The following is a 23,281-nucleotide window of genomic DNA, read 5'->3' as shown; positions in this document are numbered from 1 at the left end:
TCTATTATCGTGTGAACGCCCCTGTTGCTCTTTGACTTCTTCAGAGAGAACAAATTAATGACCGGACGGAAGGGCTGAAAGGAAATAAAAAAAGGCGCACGGGAGGGTGCGCCTTACAGTTTATGGATACAGTTTTGATAAGCTGCTTTGGTTGAGGTTCTTAACTTCTGATTTCCCGCCGCATAAAAATGTAATAAGACCAGGCAAAACAGATCATCATGGCTGCGCTGAGTCCACTGATCTGGGGCCATACCATGAGAAAACTTTCCCGAAAGGAGAGTGGCGAAGGGATGGCACCGACCATCTGTTCCATCGAAATGGGACCCAGGCTGCGTACCGAAGGCATCAATAGGGTGGTGGTTGCATCAGTGTAGAGCTGGCTCGGTGATAAGCGAAGTAAATTTAAGATGAGTTCGTTATAGCCAATATATTCCTGCTCAGAAATATAATTGGGATTGGGCAAAAAGGGACGTATTGCCAGGTTGACCAGGATAGGGAAAAATACCGTAAAAAACAACCAGATGCCGATTGCGGTAAGTGCTGAGGTGGCCGGCTGGCGAAAACGGATCGACAGCAGGATGGAAAGGCTCAGCCAGAAGGCAACATACAGCACACTGATCAGGGTGAAACCCAAAATACGTACCAATTCCTGCGGTTCTATCCGTACACCAGTGCCCAGGAGACCGCCACCGATCATCAGCATGACCAGCGCAACAAATAACGTACCTACCACGGCCAGCGGCGCCAGAAACTTGGCAAACAGGAGATTGTCACGGTAAATTGGCTGCGCCAGCAAACGGGTGAGTGTCCCTTGGTTATATTCCGCGTTGACGGCATCGAAACCCAAGGCTATTCCCAACAAGGGTGCTAAAAAGTTTAAAAAAACATGAAATGGCGGAATGGAATTATCCGTTATGGTCAGTAGCTTTAAATATAAAAACGACTGATCGGGATCGCGCATATTGCTGACAGCATCTTTGAGCCCCATGGATGATACGTAGAGGGAGGCGCCGAAGGTCAGCACGATGAGCAGGATCAGGATAATAAAGCGCCAGCTCCGGATATGTGACGCAATTTCTTTGCGGACCAGCACCTGCATCGGTATGGCTGGCCGCTTATTGATATCTTTTGAAGAAACCGTTGGATTTTTCATAGACAGTATCTGTTGTTATGCTATTCTCAAAATAGGTATTATAAATATCATCGAGCTGGTAGTCGTTGCGGTTCACCGCTACAATATCGGCGCCATTGTTTACCAGCAGGCGCACAGCCATTGCTGTTGTATCGCTGTCGGTCATTAGCTCGATCGTGGATCCGTTGACCCTAAGATCACGGAGTCCAGATAGATCCTTTAATACTTCTTCAAAGCGTTTGATATCGCCCTGGGCATGCTCAAGGGTAATGACTGTGCTGATGCCTTTCTGTTGCTGTAAATTTTGGGATAGGCTTTCGATAGATCCTTCGACCAGCAGCTTTCCACCAACAAAAATACCCACCCGATCGCATACACGCTGCACCTGGTGGAGGTGATGTGAAGAAAGCAGTACAGTAAGGTTGTGTTCTCTGCTGAGCTGTTTGATGAGTTCGAGGAATTCGTCAACACCTTTGGGATCAATACCCAGTGTTGGCTCATCAAGGATGGCGACCTCGGGAGCCTTGATCAGTACTTCAGCCAAACCTAGCCGTTGTTTCATCCCACGGGAAAACGCGCCAGTTTTTTTATGCATTTCCCGTTCGAGTCCCACGACATGTAACATGTCTTTTGCAGCAGCTTGGGCATGGGATTCTGTTAGTCCATTTAACCGGGCAATAAAGCTTAGGTTTTCCAGCGCGGTCATATCCGGGTAGAAGCCTACATTGTCAGGCAGGTAGCCGACTTTGCGTTTCACCGCGATCGGATTGCGCGTGGCATTATGTCCGCAGACATAGGCTGTGCCGGCTGTGGGTTCGGTCAGCCCCAGCATCATGAGAATGCTGGTGGTCTTTCCGGCGCCATTGGGGCCGAGCAGACCAAAGATCTCTCCGGGATAAATGTGCAGGTCCAACTGGTCTACGGCGGTTACTTTGCCATAGCGTTTTGTTAGTCCTGTCAATTGAATGATAGGATCCTTCATCATGATAATCTTTTTGTTGCGCCCTTATCTGCGGCCGTATTTGCGGATGAGAAAATACACCAAACCAATGGCCAAAACGATGACCAGCATGCCGATCCAGCCAGAAAGCAAAGAAGTCTTCACAATCATACGGAATGAAATGTCGGCGTTGCTATTGGATGACTTGATCTCAAATTTTGCCGCATAGTCACCGGCGATGGTTTTGTCGGGAACTTTGAGGTTGACTTTGACGTCGATAGATTTACCTGCTTCGAGCTGTTTGATGTTCGAGGGTTCGAAGCTTGCTTCCCATCTGCTGGGTAATTGGGAAGTCAGTTCCAAAGCATTGAGTGGCAGGGTGCCCGTGTTTTTGACTTTAAGTAGAATTTCCTTGCTGCTGCCGGATACGACTTCGTCGCTCAGCCGCCCGCTGGGGGTGGTCAATTCAAGGGCATAGGAGCCTTTAACGACTGCTTCGAGATCAAGCTTTAAGGTGTCGGTCGGGGAGATCGCCCGTACCGGAATTTTATATTTATCGGGCTTGGCCGTGATCGGACAGCTGATTTCAATGCTGATTTCCTGGGCTTTATTGGGTTGCATCTGCAGGGAAGTCACCTGCGACCCTTCTACGCGGTAGCTGATCTGCCATCCATCAGGCAGCTGGGCATTCAGATTGTAGTTAACCAATTGGGCGGATCCATTGGTCAGGGTCGTTGTATAACGAAAAGGTTCGTTGCTGGGTGCTTCAATATTGACGAGCCTCGCTTCGAAACCGGATTTAAGGGGCTTTGCGGTTTGCCCCGATAGATTGAAACTGTTGGCCAGCACAACAAGTGCGATAAAAAATGGCCTGAAAGAAAAACGTCGTTCTGTGTTTGTAATTAGTAATTCTGTTAACATGATCCAATAACTAAAATTTATATTTAAATAGAATATTAGCTTTTAAAAAATGTTGGTTTGGGCAACAGGTGCCTTTTTGAAAACCGTGCCCAAATTAAAAATCAATTTGATAAAAATCAAGATTGAAATAAAAAAAATAATGTAAAAAAAATGTGTTTAAACGGTCTAAAAGCTGGTAGTTGACGGTAAATGTCGTTGCAGGCTGACATCAGTCAAAGTTGATTGAGCGGAAGGTCTTCTTGATGATCATCTTGGTATTCTCGGCCAATTCATCCAGTGTACAGTGTATGGACCGCAACTGCGTCTTCGGAATTGCGGTGTCGTTCAGCAGAAGATTGATGCGCAGCCGTCTGCTATCGGAGGTTTCGTGCTCACCGAGCAGTTCATCAAATAGTTCATGAATAATCTTTTCACAGCTGTTTTTGTCAAAACTGGCGATCGTGATGTAACGTCCGTGGCAGTACATCTGTATTTCAATATAGTAATTCGACGTTTTCATAGTCCGGGGATTAAAGACTGAAAAATAGGTTAGCCTCCAGGGGAGGCTAACCAGGTTATTGCTGCTAGCTGGATCTTTAGGATATTTCGATCATCCGCGGTTCTTTCTGTTTGGCTTCTTCTTTCTTTGGTATTGTCAATCGGAGCATGCCATTTTCATAGCGCGCCCGGATATTGTCCTGATCGACAACCTCCTTTTGAAGTTCGAAGCTGCGCTGAAAAGATTGGTAGCTAAACTCACGGCGTGTATAGTTGTCTTTATGTTCCTCGTTTTCTTCCTGCTTAGCCGAAGATATGGTCAGGAGATTGCCGTCGAGTGTGACCTTGAAATCGTCTTTGGCCATACCGGGGGCAGCGACCTCCACTTCGAAAGTGTCTCCGTTTTCCTTAATGTTGACTGCAGGAACAGTGGTACTTGTTGATGAATAGTTTTTGTTGTCCCAGTTTAAAAGCTCACGGTTAAAATTATCAAACATGGGCGAAAAAAGTGAAAAATTGTTCCAGTTTCTTTTTGCAAGTTTCATAGTAACCTCCTTTTAATGAAGTATAACAATAATCTATAATTGTCAGCCGGCCGACTGTATTAAAAATTGCACAAAAAAGATACCGAGTTCAAAAAACTGATTTTTTTTCACGAAAACTGTCAGATTTTACATGAAAAATTGACAGCAATAGTAGAATCTTCGACAGCATAGTGCTAACTTTAATTTTTTTCAAATGATATCCAACTCAACCTTGTCTTTCTCAATCTTGACCTTTAAACTGGATGTGCTGTCGTGCATTTTGCCGGTAAAGGGGCTGATCAATTGACGTAGCGGCAACAAGCCGAGGTGCCTAGCGTTTGATGGAGGCGACATTGACCATTCCTGAACAAGCCAGTCTGGACGCTAAAGCGATTGAAAGACCAACCGGACCAAGTTAATGACCGTGGCCTGGTATGTGAGGGGGTATGGCTGCCGTTAAGACATTTTTAGGCCAATTGCTGTCGGAAATGCTTGAAAATACAACGAATTGTAAATGATTGCTGTCGGATATTAGATGGAAGAATATAGCCGCTATAAAATCAGTAAATTCGAGGAAAATTGAACGATCGTTATCGCTCAATGACATCTTAAAAACAATCATAATGAGAAAATATTTGTGTATAATACTTCTTTTTATAGCCGCAGCAGGTAGTCTGCGTGCCCAGACGGTGACAACTAAATTGGTTCCGCTCCGTTTAGCGGCAAGCTTTGAACGTGTAAAAGAATCTCTTCCGAATATGGCCGGCCAGTTTGTGGACAGCAAAATGAAAATCACAGCCCTCGAAAGCACAGATTCCACGGCCAGCTTTGAAATTGAGGAGCAGGGAATAAGTATTGAGACGGTTGTGGATAACGAAAAAGACTATAATAAACTGGTCGCGGCAGCAGCGAAAGATGTTTCCAAACCAAGTATTCATCTGCTGTATACGTATACCTTAAAGAATAAAAAATTGAAAGTGCCGCCGCCGAGAAAGATCTTTTTTGCTCCGGAGTATGGGGTACTCTGGACCTTGATCGTAAAAAAAGTGGCCGAAAAGGAAACCGAAATTGCCCTGCACTACAAATCGCTATCGCCTGCATTCGCCGAGAAAATCGAAAGCGAATTTGAAACCGATTCCTATTACAACCACAAAATTGTAAAAATAGCCGTCAATGATAAGCGCATGCGTCACCTGATCAACGAAGTTTTGATCAATCAGATGCATGTCGACAGGGACTATCCCGCGCCAACGTATCCCGCGCGCAATTAATGATCGCTGGGCCGCTTATCGTTCATGTCCGTTTATTGCTCTTTATTGTGCCAAGCTTGCTGTAATTTTTGGCTTTCGCCAGCAAGGAATACCGGGCATAAAAGTCCTGATGCAGGATTTATTTACTAATTTTATTAGTATATTAATCGTTTTTAGTATATTTGTTTGGTTAATGGGCGATACCCAGCGATGCTACACTCAAGCACAGGAAATGGCAGGTGTACGTATGAAAGGATTGGGAGACGATAAAAACAGATAAAATGCACGTAAAGTTTATTCAGCTGATCAAACAACACAGCCAGCTATCGGAATCCGAGATTGAGCTGCTCAAAACGTATATGGAGCCTGTGCGCTATGCTAAGCATCAGCTCATTGAAGAGGAGGGAAAGGTACCGGCTTACCTCTATTTTGTGGTGTCGGGCTTTGTTCGTCTGTTCCATTACAATGATAAAGGCGATGAACTGACGACACATATCAACTGCCCGCCGGGATTTATCTGCTCTTACCAAAATTTCAGCAACCAGACTTGCACCGAAGAAAATCTGGAAAGTATCACCGACTGCGAACTGCTACGCATCAGTAAGGCAAACCTCAATCTGCTTATGGTGCAATCGCCTGCTTTTAAAGATTTTAGCATGTATGTGTTTCAGCAAGCTTTGAGTTACAATGAGAAGAGATCGAAAGAGCTAGCCACGCTTACGGCTGAAAAACGTTATCTCAAACTCATGGCCGAGCAGCCGGAGTTGCTGCACAATGTACCCATGCAATATATCGCATCTTTCCTCGGTATGAACCCCAAAAGTTTGAGCCGAATCCGCAAACAGATCATTAGGTAACATTTGTGAACTGGTTTTGAATGGCCAAAGCAGAACTTTGTGCTATCATTTAAAATCAAACACATGACAACAAAAACACTGGTATTGGTGTCGGGTGCAAATGGGCACCTGGGAAATAACCTGGTCAGACTGCTGCTCACAAAGGGTTTTCAGGTACGCGCTTCTGTGCGAAATCTCGATAACAACGCTGCATTGAAAAACTTGCCTTGCGAACTCGTAGCGGCAGATATCACCGATAAGGCCTCTTTTGTCAGGGCGCTCCAGGGCGTGGATACGTTCTATGCCGTGGGGGCGGCTTTTAAGCTATGGGCCCGCGATCCGCAAAAGGAAATCTACGACGTGAATATGCAGGGTACCCGCAATACCATCGAAGCCGCCGCAGAGGCAGGCGTCAAAAAAATCATCTATGTAAGCTCCATTGCTGCGTTGGATTACACGCATACGCCCACAAAGGAGAGCAATGGTTACAACCCCGACCGGCGGGATGCCTATTACAATTCCAAAAACGATGGCGAAAAGCTGGCTTTTAAACTGGCAGCCGAAATGGGCATCGAACTGGTGTCGGTCATGCCAGGTGCCATGATTGGCAGCGAAAGCTCCCTGCCCCTCAACGTTTCCTACGATGTGCTCCGCCTTATTCTGACCAAGCAGATTCCTGTCGATACCGGCATCGCCCTCAATTGGGTGGACGTCAAAGATGTCGCCGAGGGCTGCTACCTCGCCGCCCTCCACGGAAAAGCAGGCGAACGTTATATTTTGGCCAATGAAAAGTGTATGACGATAACTGATACGACCAAATTGGCACAGAAACTATATCCCGAATTAGGGCTCAAGATTCCAGCAGCCGTTCCCAAGATGTTGCTTTACGGAGTCGCAGGAGTTATGGAGCTCGCAGGACGGTTGAAAGGTGCGGCGCCAACGATTACCCGCAAAGATATTGCGATGTTTTCGGGGCTGCAGCAGGATTTTGATATCAGCAAAGCACGCACCGAACTGGGCTTTAATCCCAAAAGCGGCGAAGAGGCGGTACGTGAGGCATTGGCTTATCTGATGGAACATCGCCTGGTTTAAAGGTGGCCGAGACCAAGGACGCTTGATGTACAGGCTTATCAGGCGGAGCATCGAATGGTTTAAAGCGGCTTAGACTTTGTTTTAAGCCGAAGCAAACGCATATCCGATGTGATATCGAATTGCTTAAATTTGGATAAAACCTAGACTCGCACCTTTATTTAAAGGCTTTCATCAGGATGCGGTTCGGCATGCGGTATGGTAAACCAAAAATTGCTGCCTTGGCCGGGACTGCTGTCTACACCGATCTCACCACCATGGCGCTTGACAATTTCTGCCGAGATATACAGCCCCAGTCCGAGGCCGGAATATTTCTTGCCATCGGGATAGACCCTGTAATAACGCTCGAAAATCTGCTGCTGTAGCTCGGCTGGAATGCCTTCGCCATAATCCCTTACATGGATCTTAACAGATCGGGGAAGCTGCTCGATCCGCACGTCAATGGTATGCGAAGCCGGTGCATATTTGATGGCATTGTTGATCAGGTTGGAGACCACCTGTTCGATGCGCTGTTCATCAGCATGGAGCCTGGCCTCGATGTTGCCCTCCAGGTTGAGCTGGTGCTTGCCAATCATATTGATGTCGCGAAAGCAGGAGCGGATCATCTTGGCTGCTGCAAAAGTTGTGGTATTCAGTTCGAGCTGCCCTAGGCTGATGCGGTGCATATTCAACAGGTCATCTACGAGTGCGGTTATTTTTTTGATGCTGGCGCCCGACATGTCAATAAGTTTGCCGATGGTGGCATCTGCCGATTTGTCTTTCAGCATCTCCAGCATCTGTATTGTCCCCCGAAGGCTGGTAATGGGGGTTTTGAGCTCGTGGCTGGCGATACTCAGAAAATCTTCTTTTTGCGCCTCGTAATTTTTGCGAGTGGTTACATCCACCGTTACCCCGATCAGATCGATTGGGGTGCCTTCGGCATCATAGTGGGTCAGTCCCGAGGAATTGATCCAATGGAGCGAACCATCTGGCCAGCGGGTCATATATTCGGCCTGATAGGTAATCTTTTTGGCAATGGCTTCCTCCACTTTTTGCTGCACCATATCGCGGTGTTCGGGGATAATCGCCTGAATGAAGTCGTCAAATTCAAAGGTCTCATTTGGCGGTAGGCCAAAATGGCCTTTACAGGTAGCTGAAGCCTGGTTTTTCCAGTTTTGAATATCCAGGTGATAGGTGCCCAGTTCGCCGGCTTTGAGGGCCATTTCCAGCTCCTGGTTGAGCCCTTCCAGATGGTTGTTCTGCCGGATACGCTCGGTCACCTCGTTGGCGATCACAATAATGGATTCTGTTTTTCCGTCTTCGCCTTTGACCGGTTCGTAAATAAAATCAAAATAATGGGTGCTTACTATTCCATCCTCTTCTAATTCCACTGGAGCCGTATCACCGATATAGGCTTGTCCACTTGTGAACACGTTGTCGAGCAGATCAAAATAAGGCTGGCCTTCGAGCTCGGGCAAGGCCTTTGCCAGCGGCGAGCCTACCACGGCATCGGTTTTACCCCATATATGGAGTACCTTATCGTTGGCGACCTCGATCTTCATTTCGCGGCCCGTTAGAATGGCAAAGGCAATAGGGGCTTTGGTGATAAAGGATTTCAAGCGCTGCTCGTTCTTCTTGAGGTTTTTGTTGAGCAGCAGGGTCACATCGTACGATTTGAAAAGCATGCTATTGGTCTGGGTAAGCTGCGCATTGGCAGCTTCAAGCTCGCTGTTGAGATCGAGCAGCCGCTGCTGCATATTGGCCAGATGGGTATTGACGGCGGCAACCTCTTCGATCTTCGCTAGTGCTGATTGGCGCAAAGCGACCTGATCCATAGCTGTTTGGGCAAAGGAGGCCAGCTTGTCCCGTTCGGCTTCGCTAAACTCGCGCGGCTGATGGTCGGCAATGCTGAATGTGCCGATCAGAAATCCATCGGCTGTCACTAGCGGAGCACCGGCATAGAAGCGAAGAGCATGGCTGTCGATCCAAGTGCGATCGCCTGTCCAGGCTTTTTCGTGTAGCAGATCTTCAATCACCATCACCTGCTGATGTTCAATGGTACTGGAAAAAAGGCTATTCGCACGGTTGATAGGCTCAGCCTGGTCGATGCCCAGGCTGGATTTAATAAAGATATGATCTGCACCGACAAAGGTGAGCAACAGCGCTGGCACCTGAAAAACCTGTGCAGCTAGTTGCAGTAGACCATCAAAAATGCGTTCGGAAGGACTATCAATAATATCGTAGCGCTGTAATGCCGCTAGTCGATCCATTTCCCTACGGTTTACAGCAGCTTCGTTGAATGCATTTTCTATCATATGGCCCGATCAATCTTTGAAGTAAAGATAACCCAATCTCGGCGAAATTGCTATTGCAATGCAATAATTTTTCCTTATAAAATAAAAAAAAGCTACCGTTTACTTTTCGGTAATCGAACCTGTCCGAGATGATCGTTACTGTTTTCCTATTGTTCCTGAAAGTGAAAGCCTACACGGATCGCTTTCAGGCCAACGAGGCCCTGGAGATCTTCCACCTCAAACTGTTCTATTTCATTCGTCAATAAGTCCTTGTGTTGAAGTAGGTTGATGTAGCCTAGGTACTCTGTCTCTTCATGTACATTGGAGTAAACAATGACCAGTTTACCTTTTTGGGTAATGCGTTCTGTAGAGCCTTTGATCTTGGCTTTGTCGATCCGTTTCTTGGCAATTTCATAGCGCACATTGTAGGAGCCATCGATATCGAACTGCTTCTCGTCCATGCGAAAGCGGATGGAAATGGGCGTGGCAAAAACCAATATCAGGGATGTTACCTCGAGCAGGTGGGGCAGTGAGGGTTGCAGCTGCCTAAATTCCTGTTCCATGGCACACATCACCTGCAGTTGCCACAGGCGTAAATTGCGCAGATAATACAGCTCAAAATTCCGGTCCGGAGCAATGGATGCCCCGATATACATATTGTGCTCGATACCATCTGTCTTGTAGCGCTCGTAGTAATGTGGAAAGTACTGTTGGGCTTCCACCTGCTTCTCGTCGAGGACGGCCACCAGCTTTTTGTTGATCAGCGTGATGGAGTTGTCATAATCCTGGCGGGCCTCATAAAAACCGCCGATGGACAGGTTGATCCGCTCAAAATAACGGTCTATGGACTCTGTGGCGAGGCTATTTGTGTTATTCTTTCTGAAATTCTCCAGAATAGGATGGATATCCTGGTTAAAATAATCGAGCATAAGCTGTTCCGTATCCGTCAGCAGCCCATGTTGCAGCGTCGTCAGATTTCGTTCCAAATCGAATATTTTCTGCTCAAATAGGGGTAATGGCTGCGTCTGGTTGACCGCCGTAAACAGCGCGATAAGCTCCTCACTCTGATTGATCAGATCTTGCCGGATGGCCTGATTTCGGGATTCGGAGGAGCCCTGTACGTCGATTTGCCCATAGAGCGGATAAACATGGTCAAAGACGATTTCCTGCAGGGCATAGTCTTTGCCGAAGGCGCGGTCGTTGAGGAAATGGATGGCTTCTTCCTGAAACCGCCATTTGACACTCGGGTGGATCGATGTATATTCTTTTTGGATCACCGCTTCAATCTGGTTTTCAGTTTCGGAAAATGCTTTCGAAACTTTATCCTTTATAAAGGGCAAGATGAAATTGAGCTTGTTGGCATTGACCGAATTGAGTTCGCGTACCCTGGAGGAAGACATTTCCAGTAAACCCAGCACTTTGTCGCCCTCGATCAGGGGAACAAAAATAAAGCTCTTTACATTTTGCTGCTTCAGCTTATTGATAAAAAAGGCCTGTTTTGGATCAGCAATCGGCAGTTTGTCAATATCCGGCACAACAAGGTATTCGTCCTTGCTGAGCATGCGCTCCAGGGTCTCGCTGCAGAGCATGCTTTCACACTCCTCGATGGTCGAATCGTAAAGTAGATGACTGTACAGCTGTTTTTCGACAAGCCGTAAGTTGTACTCGTCCCTGACTTTTTCAAAGGAGGTGAGTCCGATCCGCAGATCATTTATTTTATAAATCGACCTGAAGATGCTTTCTATTTCCGCCATTTGGATCGCACTTTTTTCGCGCAGCAGATTGCTCTTGAAGCTCGATACCGCATTTTCAATGGTGGCATCGAAGAGCGTCATAATGGAAAAGCCCTTCAGGATCCAGCTCTGCTCGGGGAATTTGGACTTCCATAGGGCAATATCTGAAAAGTTGTCGACGAGTTCGGTAATATCTTCTGCCGAAAGGTCGATAGCCTGTTCTGTCGGAAGGACATCGATAAAATCGGCATTGAAGAGGACGCGGTAATGATGAATGATATTATTCTTGTCTGGAATATCCAAAAAGAGCGGGGCATCCATAGCATCCACCTTAAAGCCATAATATTGACTGATGATGACGCAGCAATTGAGGATATAATAGGTGTCGGGCGAGATGTCGCGCAGACTAAATTCATAGTGATCGCCGGCGTCCTGTAATATTTTTTCCAGTCTTGCGGTATGGTTGAACGTATAGAGATGGAAGGGAATGGTAATGGCCTTGATCTCATTATGCGTCAGTGAGCTTGGAAACAGATCTGCCAGCAGCACCTTGATGATAGGCTCGTATCGCAGCAGGTCTTCGGCTTTTTCTACGCCCTCGATAAGTTCGGGGTATTTGCTGATTTCTTCCAGCAGCGATCGGGCGTAATTAGCCTGAAAGCCAACCGGCGATAGGGCCGCTGCTTCAAAAGAGGGTATAATCTTATGAAAAGCGATCAGGGTTTTAAACGGACTGGAATCAAAGGCGAAATTAAACTGCATAATGGTTGTTCCCGACTAAATTAGATTATTGCTGGAAGATGTACAAAAATATAAAATAATCAGCGAAAAGAAAATCCAAAGCGCAAGGCTAAAAACGTTGTACTTTGGATTTTTCGGATGGGTCCGTCATCGGATGCGATGTAAAGCAAGATAGATGGTAGTTGCCGTTTTCATTATTGCCATACCTAGAATGGTGGCGGATTGCTGATAGGTGGAGTCGGATAAATATGTTGCTTGCATTTGGATTCGTTAAATTAATATTGTAATATTGCGATGTATTAATTGGCAATATGGGAATTACGAAAACAGAAATTTACACCGACGAGCAGAATAAACTGGCTTCATTCCTCAAGGTCTTAGCACATCCGGCACGGATAGCAATTCTTCAGTACATCATAAACCAAAAGGCATGTATCTGTAACGATTTGGTTGAGGAATTGGGATTGGCACAGGCGACGATATCGCAGCACCTGAAAGAGCTTAAAAATATAGGCATCATCCAGGGTACCATAGCGGGAAAATCAGTCTGTTACTGCATTGACGAAAATGTGTGGAAGCAAACCCAAGGTGTACTGAATACATTCTTTAACCAGGATGTAAAAGTAAAAGGATGCTGTTAGTGCATTTTTTTTGGCAATACGTATCGTAATATTGCGATATATTATTAATAAATAGCGCGTTTATTTTAAATTGAATTATTATGAGATTATCAGAAATTAAAGAAATCCTTCCAACCTTAACAAATGTTGAGTTTCAATTGGAAAACGGCAATTTTGTGCCCGAGCATTTCCATGTGACCGAGGTTGGTCAAATCACTAAGAGCTTTATCGATTGTGGTGGCGTTATCCGGAATGAGAGCGTAGTCAACTTTCAATTGTGGAATGCGGACGATTATGAGCACCGTCTCAAACCTGCAAAGCTGCTCCATATCATCAAGCTCTCTGAAGAAAAACTAGGACTGGAAGATGCTGACATCGAAGTGGAATACCAAAGCGATACCATCGGTAAGTACGACCTTGATTTTAATGGGAAAACGTTTATACTGAAAAATAAAACGACTGCTTGTCTGGCGCAGGATGCCTGTGGTATACCATCGGAAAAAACGAAGCTGAACCTGGCGCAGCTACCGATCGCGCAACCCTCATGCTGTACACCTGGATCAGGATGTTGTTAAATTGTTGATCATCGCATGATATACCCTAAATTGGCGGATACCATTGAGCAGCTCAATTGGACGCGATTGGATAACGAAGATAGCAGCGCCGTTTTAAAGCCTTTGATCCTTGCTATTCAGGAGAAGGTTGATCAATCGGAGGCTGTAAACCTCAATTTCATCTGTACCCATAATTCAAGGCGCAGCCACTTGTCCCAGGTTTGGGCGCAGGTGGCAAGTGCATATTTCAATATTCCAAAGGTATATTGTTATTCGGGCGGTACAGAAGAAACGGCCCTATTTCCTAAAGTAGCGGAGACGTTAGCCGGGCAGGGTTTCCATATCTTTACGGTTTCGGATACCCATAACCCTGTATATGCTATAAAATATGATGACAATGCGCTTCCCGTAATTGGTTTTTCAAAAAAATATGATAGCCCCTTTAATCCGGTATCGAAGTTTATCGCCATTATGACCTGTTCGCAGGCCGATGGGGGATGCCCGTTTATAGCAGGTGCCGATAGAAGGTTTCCGGTTACTTTTGAGGATCCCAAAATCGCTGATGATACGCCCGACCAGACCAGAATATATGCCGAGCGGAGCCTTGAAATTGCAAGGAGCATGTTTTACGTCTTTTCAAAAATCAAGCGATAGCCATGCGATCGAAATTAAAATTTCTGGACGTTTCCGGATCAAGGAAATAACACATACAAACTGAGTATGCTACTGACGGGAATACTTATGTTGTCGTAACCGTCTTTGCTACATGCTTCGGCTATTGTCACGACGAGTGCCAGGGTACATATCATGGTGATTTCGCTTAGGTGCAGGCTTGGCTCATGGAGATAGTGTCCAATTACGATCACTGTAATAAAAGCGCATATAAAGAACACGGCGGATCCTACCAGTGTTTTTCGCGCACCGAATAGGCGGTAAGAACCATAAGGCCATTTTTTGCCGGATAATGCCGCCATCGGATCACATAGTGCTAAGGTGAGTAGCGGCAAATAATAAAAAATAGCCCCCTTGCCCAACATGGCCTGGGCGAGAAAGCAGAGATAGACCGCTGCGGGATAGGCTAGGCTACCGACAGATTTTCGGTCGATTGCATGGATCGATTTCAATAAACCGAACTTGATGGATAGCAATAAAATCAAGGCGAACAATCCGCATAGGATAAAAACAGACCAGTGGCTTGTGATCAAAATCGGAAATAATAGGCAGATTATCCCTGTGCCTACATGAACGAGTTTTCGGGTAAACTCGGCTTTAACCTTAAACTGTTGATACAATAGTTCAGCTAGTGCGAATAGCAGTAAGAATAGGCTAGCTAAGAGAAGCATATTCCATAAATCGTTTTTCATCATCTTGTTTTTAAAGGTAAATGAGCCCATAGATGGCTCCGCTGAATATAAAGCTGTCAAATCGGTCTAGTATTCCGCCATGCCCTGGAATGAGGGTACCATAATCTTTAATTCGGCAGATTCGCTTGTACCACGAAGCCAATAGATCGCCCAACAATGCTGAAAAGCAAATAAAAAGGCTAGTCATTAAAGTTTGCATGTCGGACAATTCCATGGACGGAAAGAGGAACAAGCTGGTACTGCTGACAATGACCAAAGCGCCAACTAAACCCGCAATTGTTTTATTGGGACTAATCGATGGTATCAGTTTTCTTTTGCCGAATAATTGACCGCAGAGTTGGCTGAATCCATCAAAAACCACGACCGTAAAATAGATGAAACAAACCTTTTCTGTCGATGCCCTGTTGCCAAAATTTATAAACGCAGCGATAAGCGCGAGGTAAAGGATTACTACAGAACAAAAAAATAACAGCGACCGTGCTGAAGATAGATGAGCCTTGCCAATTTCGTAAAGACCGACTATTCCAATGCAAATGGCCAAAAGACTGATATAGTCCGTATAAATGGACAAAAAGACAAGGGTCAAAATAAGGAAGTAAAAACCCAGTTTTAGCCAGCGTTCCCTTGCTTGCGCAATTGGACTATTCCTATTGAGATAGCCAGTGACCAATGCGCCAATGCCAAAAAATAACAACAATATATTCGCTATTAATACATACATGATTAAGCCCTTCTGTGTAATTGGATAAGGAATATACTTTTCAGATTGGATTGCAGCTTCGGGAGGATAATCACGAGCACCAATTCTTCCAGGTAGGCCAGATAGCTTACGGCTAACATCAGGTGGAAATAAAAGGCGTTGAATCCGAATACAAAATAACCAAAGATAAATATGCCCTGAAGATAGCCCGTTAATTTATAGGACCATAAGTGGAAGCTGGGAAAGCGTTTAAATCGGATAAGCGCATAGATCTGGGGAATAATCCAGAGGACAATGAGCAGGATAAATTCGATTTTATAGGCCATTACAAAGCCTTTTTCCAATGTTATCATGCCGATGAAAGCCATCAGGTATGTGCCGATATCTGCGACAGAATCTAATTTGGCGCCAAATTCCGTCTGAAGGTTAAATAGCCTGGCAATTAGTCCATCGAGGATATCACTAATCAGGTTGATGGATAATAAGAGGATAAAGAGATCCCTGTCTGCGGTGAAAAGTGCATAGCTGATAAAGGGCAATGCCAGTATACGGTAGGCGGAAAGTGCACTGGGCACATTCCATCTGTTTTCTTTTTTAGTTTCCATTTTGTAGTGATTTTTTTCTGCCAAATTTTTGATGTGCCTGTGTAAACTGACCTGCGGAAAGGGCTGCGGCGATCGATAATTCTCCTGCGAGAACAAGTGCTGCTGCTATTTCAGCATATTTTATGGCGTTCCCTTCGCCATAGCAGTCCATCATTTCCAGGCACTCTCTTTGAGTCGGGAGCTTTGTTCCACCACCGACAGTGCCGACAATAAGATTGGGCAAGGTCACGGCCGCATAGAGTGAACCGTCTTTATTCAGCTCCATGCGCGTGATACCGGTTGCTGCTTCGGCAACACAGGCGACATCCTGACCCGTTGCTAAAAACAAGGCGGCCAATCCATTGGCGTAGTGCCCCTGTGCCCCTATAGCTCCACTTTGAATAACCCCCATGGTAGATGTACGCCAATAGCGGTCCATCAGTTCGGATGAAGTTTTAAGGACTTCGGACACGATGTTGGCTGGCAGTGTTATTTCGGCAGTTACCTTTTTGCCCCTAACATGATGGAAAGCCGCGGCGGTTGCTTTTTTGTCTCCCGAGCTGTTTCCCTCAATAAACCAGTGACTGGGTTTGATGGGACAAGAGGCCATCATAAATTGGCAGAGAGCCTCTGTGCAGATGGTAACCATATTCTGGCCTGCTGCATCTGCAGTGAAATACTCAAAGGAGATGGTTAAATGATTGCCTTCGATCTGTATGCGGGTATCGGTTAACTTCGCAAAACGGCTTGTACGCCTTACGATTTCCTGAAAGTTTTCTTTCTCTGCGAGGAACCAGGAAACGAAGAGACTCAGATCCTTGATGTTTTCAAATTTGAATACAGGGCTTCTTTGAACCCCTTCTTGCAGACAGATCGATGTTATCCCGCCGGCCATTAAACAGGCTCTGGATCCGCGGTGATAAGATGCAACCAATGCCCCTTCCGTGGTCGCAAGCGGGATATGGTAATTTCCATTGGCCGAAGTTCCATGAACCTGAAGAGGGCCGATAACGCCCGTCGGGATTTGACTCATACCGATAAAGTTTTCAATGTTGCCCTGGAAGAGCGCTGGTTCTAGGCGTGTGCCCGTCAAGATCGGGAATTGCTGGCCTGTTGCGCTTTCGAGGTAGCTTGATAATGCTGCGGTGCCCTCATGACTAATTTCGCGCGAAAATGGCAACGTCTTTGACATTTCACTTGGGCTGGCTAAGCCCTCTGGTTTATTTAATACGATTTTCATAACTGGCTTTTAATAAATAAATATCGATTGTCTTCCAAAGTTATTGTGATAATCGCAGTTTAAATTGTGGTAAACAATAATATAATTTTTTATTTTTGTGATTATCGCAAAAAAAATAGTGAGCTTATGTATCAGGAGAAGTTGATTCAGGAAATACAGCGGAAAATCGATCCCGCGAAATCTCTTATCGAGGTGATTGCAGGCGCCCTCGATATTAGTTATGATGCGGCGCACCGCAGAATCTCCATGAAGAGCAAATTTTCAATTGGGGAGACGGTGCAGCTTGCAAATCGCTTTTCACTTTCTTTGGATAAGCTATTTCAGCAAAGTGATCACATCTTAGTGAAAAAAACGCCAGAAATTCAGTCCTTTAATGATCTGTCAAATTACCTGGAGCATTCGTTTAAATCCTTAACGGAGTTTGAACCCAATCTGCGGACTTACCTGTATTACTCGGCTAAGGATATTCCGATCTTTTATACCATCGATACAGGGTTATTGTCCATATTCAAAAAATATGTATGGCTCAATTTATTGGGGTCGGACGGATTGGAACTGTCTTTCGAATCTTTTTTGGCGAATACACCTATCGATGGTAGAGGCCAGAAGCTGCACGATTATTATTCGTCCATCCGGGTGAAAGAGATCTGGAACGATACCACCATTAACAGTACCCTGCAGCAGATCATCTATTTTTCGCAGGCCGGTTTACTGACTGCCGAAAACGGAAAGCTGCTCTGTGAGCAGCTTAAAGAACTGCTATTTTCACTGGAGAAAAGTTGTGTACCAAACAACGACCAGTACCAGCTGTACTACCATGAGTTATTGATTTTAAACAATAATGTCCTTGTTGGAAATAACGACCGGAGGTCACTATTCGTTCCGCATACAATGCTTGGTTATTTTATTACCAATGATAAAGACAGCTGTCAACACGCCTTCCATTTCTATCAGCATCAGCTCAAAAACTCCAGGTTGTTAAATACAGCAGGAACGCGGGACAAAAAAATGTTTTTTAATAAGGTGTACCAAAAGATCGACCGCTATAAAGCACAGGTAAGTGTGGATCATGAAATGTAAAGGTTGCTCGATGTTTATACTTCACCGAGCTTCATCTTTACCGCCAGGATATGTTTGCAGAGACCTCTATTTGTCCTGTTGTTCGTAAACCAGGTACAGGTACATTGCAGATCATTCCCTTTGCCGACGACAATATGGCTCAGGTTCGCACTACCTTTTACTTCGGCCTTAATGCCATTTTTGTCGTGCTGCAGGAGCAGCACAGCATCATCGTCAACCAACTTAACGGCATTTTGCAACCTTGGATTACAGCGTTTTAAGCGTGAAAGTTTAAAGGGAAGCTTTCTGTAAAAATAATTGTTGCTCCACAAATCGTAACCCAATAATCCCATACTGGAGAGTGAGGCTTGCATGGTTGCCATGGTGCCGAGCTGAATGTCATGTTCTATGGAAACTAGCGTAGGTTGAAAAACCTCATTGGTTTTAAAATAATTATTGATGCTCAAAAGCCATTCTTCGGGCAGTTGAACCAACAGGTTTTCGATGTGCTTACTTTCACCAGAAAACCCCCGGTAGACACTTTCGGAAAGTAGAAACAGCATTTGTATGTCTTTGAAATCCAGTACTACCGCTGTGCTTTGCTGATCTTCGTGTTTATAGAATGAAACACTGTCTACGTGCAAAAGCAGGTTTTCGATCAGATTGAGTCGATGGATACCACCTATTTTTAAACTGTTGGGTTTGGCAACGGCAGAAAAAGTATAGCTGTTGCCCGATTTCGATAAAAAGTATTCGGGCTTGACTGCGCTTTTCGGCAGACCTTTAAAGAGCTGCAAAGCTTCAATTTTGTTCAATTTAAAGGCAAGCTCCATTTGCGATAAGTACACCTGGACATTGCCCAATCCTTTAATCCAGCGATCGGGCAAACTCACTTTTTTCTCCGTAGTCTCCGCGCGCGAAGTGATGACTTTCAACTCATTGGAACCTACGCCGACGATCAATTTATCGCTGCGACCAACGGTATTGAAAGCCCGGATCGTTGCATCGTTAAAATCGACATTGGTACAGCCAGATTGAATAAACTCCCCGTCAATTCCTGTTTGCAGGACGTCAATACGCGCGTAAACACTGTTGCAGGATGAAAATGCTTCAAAATGTAGCTGACCATTACCGACAGAAACGATTGGATCGCGCATATTAATGCGCTGATCGGGGCTAATAGCAAAATGAGAGCGTACCGTTTTACCGAGCGTACTTAAACATTTTGAAGCAACAAATGAATGTATAATGCTGCCATGAAAGAAGCAAGGAACCTGATTGTCCTGTTCAATTTCAGAACAATGCGCTAGGATAAAAGATTTGTCCCGCCCACCCATAGCAATCGTAGAAGTATGTTGATACTGATATTCAAAGTCTACATCCATTTGCGTTTTACTTTACTTAAAAATACCTGATTTACTTCCTTATGAAGTTGGGCCGAAATTTCGGCGTAATAAGCAGCCAATTTTTTGCTGTTCACTGGTAGACGCTCAGCATCAAGGTGCTCTAGGGTCTTTTCTAGGCATAATAATTGGAACGCTTTGATCTGCTGTGCGACAAATGGGCGGTCTAAATATTCGATAAACCTGTTGACCGGCGCATACCCGGCGGCAAGTAGTCTGCCGATTACATGAGCAAGGTAGGAAAGATCCTGTTTGCTATTCAACAGCGCAAACTGTACATATTCTGCAGCCAGATCCCGCGAGATCTTCTTTTCAAACAATAAACAAACAGCAATATAGAACCATCCGCTGCCTCGTACCTCCAGGTGATTATCCATCACAAATTGCATCGGGTACAGGCAGTTTTCCATCTCCCGGACTTCATTTCCTGAAGCGGTGTCTGGGATATAGCGACATAAAGTCGGACCAATGTACTGTGGTGTTAAGCTGAGTTGAAAAGCAATGGCCTCCCGAAATCCTGTCGCAAAAGACGCTGTATGATAGAATAACGGCGGGTAATGTTTGGTTTCTTCCTGTCTCTTCCAGGTATAATTCCAGTTGTGTTCCAGAAACATTCTGTGCCAGGTTGCGTATTCGTTTTTGTCGACCGCAATTTCGAATGTGATCTCAAATGGATTTACGACAGCGGGATAGCTTTTAGCTGAGGTATGTTCAAATTCCGGAAATACCTGATCGGGTTGCTTGATCCGTGTTACTTGCGCCCAGAGGGCCAATACATCTGTTGTGGGCTTAACATGGTCTGTAACTCCCAGAAAGTACTGCATTGCAGCAGCGTAATTTCCTTTTAAGGTCTTCACAAGGCGAACCGTCTCTTCATCTGTTTCTTGGTATAACAATCTATTACAAGCGACGATCAGATCTTCCATCTCTATAGCAGCCTTTTTTTGTTCATACGCGAGTAAGCGTTTTATCAGTACGTTAGGATGCAGGTAAAAGGGGAGGTGACTCGGTGTCGACAGAAATGGTAAGCTGTTATTGTTGACGAGTTTTTGTCGCATCCAATCCAGCTTATGCTGTGCGAAGGGGATGCTGTCACTTTTATGACCAGTTTTTTCGGTGCTATCTTCGCCAATCCAATAGTGCATAAAATCAGCGAAAAAGCCCATGTAGTCAACATCCCAAAAACGGCTGAACAGCTGTTTGCAATAGGGTTTCAATTGCTTTTTGTAGTCTTTTGGGATATCGTTCTGTAACTGATTCAGTCCTTCGAGGAAGATATCGAAATCTAAAGCAGACTTCGTTCTGATGAAATTGCCGATCTGAAATAGCAAAGCATCCCAAGTGGATGGAATCACGACCTGTTCCAGTTGTTCTGCTTCGAATTGTGCTTCCGCCTCTTCAAATGCGGGTTCTGCTACAGAAGGTGTCGCTTGTGCCAAGCCAAGAATTTCGAGGGTCTTAAGTTTTAAATTACTGCGGTGCGGTTCAACGAGATCGTTCAGGACTTCCGGATCAGCAGCCTGTGCTACTAAAAGCCGGGCGCCTTTTTCCTGTACTTTTGAATCAGTCTGTAGTAACAGCATGGATAGCTCTGCGGAAATATCAAGCGTGCTATGTTCCTCTTTTTTCAGCAGGTGCTCGAGGATATCCAAACACTGCAGCAATGATTTTTCTATTTTTTCCTTTGGGAAAATAGTGATCACATGATCAATAAATCCATTGTCATCAAAACCTTCCATTTTATAGATTGTTTTGAGCTGTCGGACCGAAAAATTTATAAGACTGGTATTACCAGTATTCAGGAGCGAAAACAAAAGCTGTTGCTGTTTCAGATATTCCTGTTTTGTCGTATTAAATACACCCAACAGCCGGGTATGCCAATCTAAATGCGGTTTCTTCCAGTTATTGAGTAACGACTCCATTAAGCGGGGAATAATAGCGCGGTCAAATACATAGCCCTTCTCCTGCATGATTTGTATGACCTCTGTCCAATACTCAGTCACTTTTTTACATACAAATCCCTCACGCGCTTTCCATTTGGAAATGTCGAGCACAGGAATTTCATAGTGGTGGAATTGTAGAAATACGCTGTCGATTGCCGCTGGATTTTTCAATAAAAAATCGGCCTCCTCTTCCGTGCTTCTGTCATACGTATCAACTGTCAACAAACAAGCAACAAAATAGCTTTCATCAAAAGTGATCCAACCTTGTTGGTAAAATGCCCATAATACCTTGAAATCAATACCGTCAAAGCGGTCCTTTTGTGAATCTTTAACGATCTTATGCAGGTAGACGGGTGGGAAAAGCTGATAAAAGGCCATTAAGGGTTCTACACCAATGGCCGGATTTACCAGGTAGGAGCTTAACGGGCAGGAATGCCAAGTTCCATTTAAGCGTTTAATCTGTGCGATATCCTCAAATTGGCGGGTACAGGCAATAAGTGCAAAATTGAGCGTGGCATTCACCTTTTTACGGTTCTCATAAAACTCAAGTCGTGCCTGACTATCTGAATTATCGACATTCTTTCCTAAAATATCGGTGTCAATATCCAACGAATGCAAGTGTTGTATAGTTGCTGAGCGTTCATCGGGATTTAGTACTTTACAGTGGTTCAGCACTTCGACCCAATTTTTGTCTTTGATATATTGATTGAGTTTATTCATATAGTTAATTAAACATTCAAAAATATCATAAATCCGATAAGGTCCTATAAAAAATGTTTTTTCTTTCGGCGGTATTAATCTACGCCTTTGGTACGCATGGGGATCCTATAGATGGCTGTTGAGGCGGTTATAAATAAGTCGCTGCGATCTTTGCCTCCAAAACAGACATTGGACGTCCATGGTTCATTTACTTCAATATGTCCGATCAGCAGGCCTGTAGGACTATAGATAAAAACGCCTTTGCCTGTGAGGTAAATATTTCCTTGCTGATCCAAAGTCATCCCGTCAGATCCCTGATCAATAAGTGCCGTCTGTCTGCTGAGTTTGCCGTTAGATTCAATGCTGTACCGGTATGTTTTATTCCGTTCGATATCGGCGACATACAGGTATCTTCCATCGGCCGATCCTACAATGCCGTTCGGTTTGCTTACATCTTCAGCTACTACGATCGGTTTTTTTCCTTTTCCGGGCGGGAGGTAGTATACTTTCTGCCCAGCGATCTCTGGCTTTTTCCTTGTCCAATACTCGCGCAGATAAAAGGGGTCTGTAAAGTAGATGCCGCCTTTCTTGTCTGCCCAAAGGTCATTTGGACCATTCAGTTTTTTCCCATCAACTGCTGAGAGCAGCACGGTAACCTCTCCATCTTTGCTGATTGACCAGATTTCGTTCTTTTCGTCGGCACAGGCGAGGAGCTGACCCTGATGGTTAAAATACAAGCCATTGGCGCGGCCTGCAGCATCTTTAAAAAGCGTAAGTTGCCCTTTGGTGCTATATTTCCAGATTTTGTTATTGGGCTGATCGGTGAAATAAATGTCCCCGGACTTATCCACTGCCGGTCCCTCGGTAAAGGCAAACTGCCGAGCTATTAATTTCAGGCTGTCCTGATGAAACAATTGCGCGCTGAGGTCTAAACCCTTTAAGGAGAAGAGCACGGACAGTAGGAGTGTCGGCCAATGCCGGCGAGAATGAGCTGAATGGGACATATTGTCTAATTTATCAATTTTCGGACAAAAAATAATTTTCTCGGACGTATTAAGTTCGGATAAGTCTTTGGAGGCAAGGGGCTAAAACACGAAAAGCCCATCGTTAGATGAGCTTTTTTGTACCCCGGAGGGGAATATGATTGAAACTTTAAGTACCTTTTTTGATGTTTTGGATCAAATTATTCACGCAGATCA

Annotated in this window: 23 protein-coding genes; 8 read left to right on the top strand and 15 right to left on the bottom strand. The window is 45.0% G+C overall.

What is annotated here, in order from left to right:
- Positions 1–160: 160 nt before the first annotated feature.
- From BGP15_RS17515 to BGP15_RS17490, 6 genes are all read right to left on the bottom strand, one after another.
- Positions 161–1,153 (bottom strand): ABC transporter permease, encoded by a 993-nt coding sequence (locus BGP15_RS17515; RefSeq protein WP_286770281.1) that lies wholly within the window; start codon positions 1,151–1,153, stop codon positions 161–163.
- Positions 1,116–2,117, bottom strand: a complete 1,002-nt coding sequence (locus tag BGP15_RS17510) for an ABC transporter ATP-binding protein (protein WP_286770280.1) — start codon at positions 2,115–2,117, stop codon at positions 1,116–1,118. The genes BGP15_RS17515 and BGP15_RS17510 overlap by 38 nt, the downstream gene beginning before the upstream one ends.
- Positions 2,118–2,138: 21 nt before the next feature.
- A complete protein-coding gene (locus BGP15_RS17505; RefSeq protein ID WP_286770279.1) occupies positions 2,139–2,993 on the bottom strand; it encodes a COG1470 family protein in 855 nt (284 codons plus the stop codon).
- Between the two features lie 208 nt (positions 2,994–3,201).
- Positions 3,202–3,492: a hypothetical protein gene (locus tag BGP15_RS17500; protein ID WP_286752106.1), complete on the bottom strand. Its 291-nt coding sequence runs from the start codon at positions 3,490–3,492 to the stop codon at positions 3,202–3,204.
- A gap of 76 nt (positions 3,493–3,568) precedes the next feature.
- Positions 3,569–4,015: an Hsp20/alpha crystallin family protein gene (locus BGP15_RS17495; RefSeq protein WP_286770278.1), complete on the bottom strand. Its 447-nt coding sequence runs from the start codon at positions 4,013–4,015 to the stop codon at positions 3,569–3,571.
- A 189-nt stretch (positions 4,016–4,204) separates the two neighbouring features.
- Positions 4,205–4,348 (bottom strand): hypothetical protein, encoded by a 144-nt coding sequence (locus BGP15_RS17490; protein ID WP_286770277.1) that lies wholly within the window; start codon positions 4,346–4,348, stop codon positions 4,205–4,207.
- A 269-nt stretch (positions 4,349–4,617) separates the two neighbouring features.
- Between BGP15_RS17490 and BGP15_RS17485 the strand changes: the two genes are divergently transcribed.
- The 4 genes from BGP15_RS17485 to BGP15_RS17470 all read left to right on the top strand — a co-directional run bounded on the left by BGP15_RS17485 (position 4,618) and on the right by BGP15_RS17470 (position 7,172).
- Positions 4,618–5,265, top strand: coding sequence for a hypothetical protein (locus tag BGP15_RS17485; RefSeq protein ID WP_070561216.1), 648 nt, complete (start codon positions 4,618–4,620; stop codon positions 5,263–5,265).
- Positions 5,219–5,524 carry a hypothetical protein gene (locus tag BGP15_RS17480; protein ID WP_286770276.1) on the top strand — a complete coding sequence of 102 codons (306 nt, stop codon included), beginning with the start codon at positions 5,219–5,221 and terminating at the stop codon, positions 5,522–5,524. The genes BGP15_RS17485 and BGP15_RS17480 overlap by 47 nt, the downstream gene beginning before the upstream one ends.
- 1 nt (position 5,525) lies before the next feature.
- Positions 5,526–6,101 (top strand): Crp/Fnr family transcriptional regulator, encoded by a 576-nt coding sequence (locus BGP15_RS17475; protein ID WP_286770275.1) that lies wholly within the window; start codon positions 5,526–5,528, stop codon positions 6,099–6,101.
- Between the two features lie 63 nt (positions 6,102–6,164).
- Positions 6,165–7,172 carry an NAD-dependent epimerase/dehydratase family protein gene (locus BGP15_RS17470; RefSeq protein ID WP_286770274.1) on the top strand — a complete coding sequence of 336 codons (1,008 nt, stop codon included), beginning with the start codon at positions 6,165–6,167 and terminating at the stop codon, positions 7,170–7,172.
- Between the two features lie 158 nt (positions 7,173–7,330).
- Here the strand turns inward: BGP15_RS17470 and BGP15_RS17465 are convergent, their stop codons facing one another.
- Positions 7,331–9,463: an ATP-binding protein gene (locus BGP15_RS17465; RefSeq protein WP_286770273.1), complete on the bottom strand. Its 2,133-nt coding sequence runs from the start codon at positions 9,461–9,463 to the stop codon at positions 7,331–7,333.
- A 146-nt stretch (positions 9,464–9,609) separates the two neighbouring features.
- Positions 9,610–11,937 (bottom strand): GAF domain-containing protein, encoded by a 2,328-nt coding sequence (locus tag BGP15_RS17460; protein ID WP_286770271.1) that lies wholly within the window; start codon positions 11,935–11,937, stop codon positions 9,610–9,612.
- A 290-nt stretch (positions 11,938–12,227) separates the two neighbouring features.
- Between BGP15_RS17460 and BGP15_RS17455 the strand changes: the two genes are divergently transcribed.
- The 3 genes from BGP15_RS17455 to BGP15_RS17445 all read left to right on the top strand — a co-directional run bounded on the left by BGP15_RS17455 (position 12,228) and on the right by BGP15_RS17445 (position 13,744).
- The gene (locus BGP15_RS17455; protein WP_286752100.1) at positions 12,228–12,557 is read left to right on the top strand and encodes an ArsR/SmtB family transcription factor; all 330 of its coding nucleotides are present in this window, start codon (positions 12,228–12,230) and stop codon (positions 12,555–12,557) included.
- Positions 12,558–12,637: 80 nt separating this feature from the next.
- Positions 12,638–13,111, top strand: coding sequence for a DUF6428 family protein (locus tag BGP15_RS17450; RefSeq protein WP_286770270.1), 474 nt, complete (start codon positions 12,638–12,640; stop codon positions 13,109–13,111).
- A 15-nt stretch (positions 13,112–13,126) separates the two neighbouring features.
- On the top strand, positions 13,127–13,744 hold the full coding sequence (locus BGP15_RS17445) for an arsenate-mycothiol transferase ArsC (RefSeq protein WP_286770269.1): 618 nt from the start codon (positions 13,127–13,129) through the stop codon (positions 13,742–13,744).
- A gap of 38 nt (positions 13,745–13,782) precedes the next feature.
- Here BGP15_RS17445 and BGP15_RS17440 read toward each other — a convergent pair whose 3' ends face one another.
- Genes BGP15_RS17440 through BGP15_RS17425 form a run of 4 tightly spaced genes read right to left on the bottom strand, consistent with a single transcriptional unit; the run spans position 13,783 to position 16,978 of the window.
- On the bottom strand, positions 13,783–14,457 hold the full coding sequence (locus tag BGP15_RS17440) for a diacylglycerol/polyprenol kinase family protein (RefSeq protein WP_286770268.1): 675 nt from the start codon (positions 14,455–14,457) through the stop codon (positions 13,783–13,785).
- Positions 14,458–14,464: 7 nt separating this feature from the next.
- Positions 14,465–15,175, bottom strand: a complete 711-nt coding sequence (locus BGP15_RS17435; RefSeq protein WP_286770267.1) for a phosphatidate cytidylyltransferase — start codon at positions 15,173–15,175, stop codon at positions 14,465–14,467.
- A 2-nt stretch (positions 15,176–15,177) separates the two neighbouring features.
- Entirely contained in the window at positions 15,178–15,759 is a 582-nt protein-coding gene (locus BGP15_RS17430; RefSeq protein ID WP_286770266.1) for a CDP-alcohol phosphatidyltransferase family protein, read from the bottom strand.
- Complete coding sequence (locus tag BGP15_RS17425; RefSeq protein ID WP_286770265.1) at positions 15,749–16,978, bottom strand: hydroxymethylglutaryl-CoA reductase; 1,230 nt, start codon at positions 16,976–16,978, stop codon at positions 15,749–15,751. Before BGP15_RS17425 ends, BGP15_RS17430 begins: the two co-directional genes overlap by 11 nt.
- A 126-nt stretch (positions 16,979–17,104) precedes the next feature.
- On the opposite strand from BGP15_RS17425, the gene BGP15_RS17420 reads away from it, so the two are divergent.
- On the top strand, positions 17,105–18,058 hold the full coding sequence (locus tag BGP15_RS17420) for a hypothetical protein (protein ID WP_286770264.1): 954 nt from the start codon (positions 17,105–17,107) through the stop codon (positions 18,056–18,058).
- 14 nt (positions 18,059–18,072) lie between these two features.
- Here the strand turns inward: BGP15_RS17420 and BGP15_RS17415 are convergent, their stop codons facing one another.
- From BGP15_RS17415 to BGP15_RS17405, 3 genes are all read right to left on the bottom strand, one after another.
- Positions 18,073–19,422 carry an SWIM zinc finger family protein gene (locus tag BGP15_RS17415; protein WP_286770263.1) on the bottom strand — a complete coding sequence of 450 codons (1,350 nt, stop codon included), beginning with the start codon at positions 19,420–19,422 and terminating at the stop codon, positions 18,073–18,075.
- Positions 19,413–22,103: a DUF6493 family protein gene (locus tag BGP15_RS17410; protein ID WP_286770262.1), complete on the bottom strand. Its 2,691-nt coding sequence runs from the start codon at positions 22,101–22,103 to the stop codon at positions 19,413–19,415. Before BGP15_RS17410 ends, BGP15_RS17415 begins: the two co-directional genes overlap by 10 nt.
- Before the next feature lie 74 nt (positions 22,104–22,177).
- On the bottom strand, positions 22,178–23,086 hold the full coding sequence (locus BGP15_RS17405; protein WP_286770261.1) for an SMP-30/gluconolactonase/LRE family protein: 909 nt from the start codon (positions 23,084–23,086) through the stop codon (positions 22,178–22,180).
- Between the last annotated feature and the right edge of the window lie 195 nt (positions 23,087–23,281).

Source organism: Sphingobacterium sp. 40-24, assembly GCF_001899705.1.
GTDB classification, from domain to species: Bacteria; Bacteroidota; Bacteroidia; order Sphingobacteriales; family Sphingobacteriaceae; genus Sphingobacterium; species Sphingobacterium multivorum.
Note: the sequence above shows the minus strand (reverse complement) of the source record. Positions and strands in the feature narration are given on the sequence as shown.

Bases quoted from the DNA above. Each gene is read 5' to 3' on its own strand.
- BGP15_RS17515 (WP_286770281.1), bottom strand. From the start codon at position 1,153: ATGAAAAATCCAACGGTTTCTTCAAAAGATATCAATAAGCGGCCAGCC.
- BGP15_RS17445 (WP_286770269.1), top strand. From the start codon at position 13,127: ATGATATACCCTAAATTGGCGGATACCATTGAGCAGCTCAATTGGACG.
- BGP15_RS17460 (WP_286770271.1), bottom strand. From the start codon at position 11,937: ATGCAGTTTAATTTCGCCTTTGATTCCAGTCCGTTTAAAACCCTGATC.
- BGP15_RS17425 (WP_286770265.1), bottom strand. From the start codon at position 16,978: ATGAAAATCGTATTAAATAAACCAGAGGGCTTAGCCAGCCCAAGTGAA.
- BGP15_RS17430 (WP_286770266.1), bottom strand. From the start codon at position 15,759: ATGGAAACTAAAAAAGAAAACAGATGGAATGTGCCCAGTGCACTTTCC.
- BGP15_RS17435 (WP_286770267.1), bottom strand. From the start codon at position 15,175: ATGTATGTATTAATAGCGAATATATTGTTGTTATTTTTTGGCATTGGC.
- BGP15_RS17505 (WP_286770279.1), bottom strand. From the start codon at position 2,993: ATGTTAACAGAATTACTAATTACAAACACAGAACGACGTTTTTCTTTC.
- BGP15_RS17450 (WP_286770270.1), top strand. From the start codon at position 12,638: ATGAGATTATCAGAAATTAAAGAAATCCTTCCAACCTTAACAAATGTT.
- BGP15_RS17470 (WP_286770274.1), top strand. From the start codon at position 6,165: ATGACAACAAAAACACTGGTATTGGTGTCGGGTGCAAATGGGCACCTG.
- BGP15_RS17485 (WP_070561216.1), top strand. From the start codon at position 4,618: ATGAGAAAATATTTGTGTATAATACTTCTTTTTATAGCCGCAGCAGGT.
- BGP15_RS17500 (WP_286752106.1), bottom strand. From the start codon at position 3,492: ATGAAAACGTCGAATTACTATATTGAAATACAGATGTACTGCCACGGA.
- BGP15_RS17440 (WP_286770268.1), bottom strand. From the start codon at position 14,457: ATGATGAAAAACGATTTATGGAATATGCTTCTCTTAGCTAGCCTATTC.
- BGP15_RS17410 (WP_286770262.1), bottom strand. From the start codon at position 22,103: ATGAATAAACTCAATCAATATATCAAAGACAAAAATTGGGTCGAAGTG.
- BGP15_RS17495 (WP_286770278.1), bottom strand. From the start codon at position 4,015: ATGAAACTTGCAAAAAGAAACTGGAACAATTTTTCACTTTTTTCGCCC.
- BGP15_RS17415 (WP_286770263.1), bottom strand. From the start codon at position 19,422: ATGGATGTAGACTTTGAATATCAGTATCAACATACTTCTACGATTGCT.
- BGP15_RS17465 (WP_286770273.1), bottom strand. From the start codon at position 9,463: ATGATAGAAAATGCATTCAACGAAGCTGCTGTAAACCGTAGGGAAATG.
- BGP15_RS17420 (WP_286770264.1), top strand. From the start codon at position 17,105: ATGTATCAGGAGAAGTTGATTCAGGAAATACAGCGGAAAATCGATCCC.
- BGP15_RS17475 (WP_286770275.1), top strand. From the start codon at position 5,526: ATGCACGTAAAGTTTATTCAGCTGATCAAACAACACAGCCAGCTATCG.
- BGP15_RS17510 (WP_286770280.1), bottom strand. From the start codon at position 2,117: ATGATGAAGGATCCTATCATTCAATTGACAGGACTAACAAAACGCTAT.
- BGP15_RS17490 (WP_286770277.1), bottom strand. From the start codon at position 4,348: ATGTCGCCTCCATCAAACGCTAGGCACCTCGGCTTGTTGCCGCTACGT.
- BGP15_RS17405 (WP_286770261.1), bottom strand. From the start codon at position 23,086: ATGTCCCATTCAGCTCATTCTCGCCGGCATTGGCCGACACTCCTACTG.
- BGP15_RS17480 (WP_286770276.1), top strand. From the start codon at position 5,219: ATGTCGACAGGGACTATCCCGCGCCAACGTATCCCGCGCGCAATTAAT.
- BGP15_RS17455 (WP_286752100.1), top strand. From the start codon at position 12,228: ATGGGAATTACGAAAACAGAAATTTACACCGACGAGCAGAATAAACTG.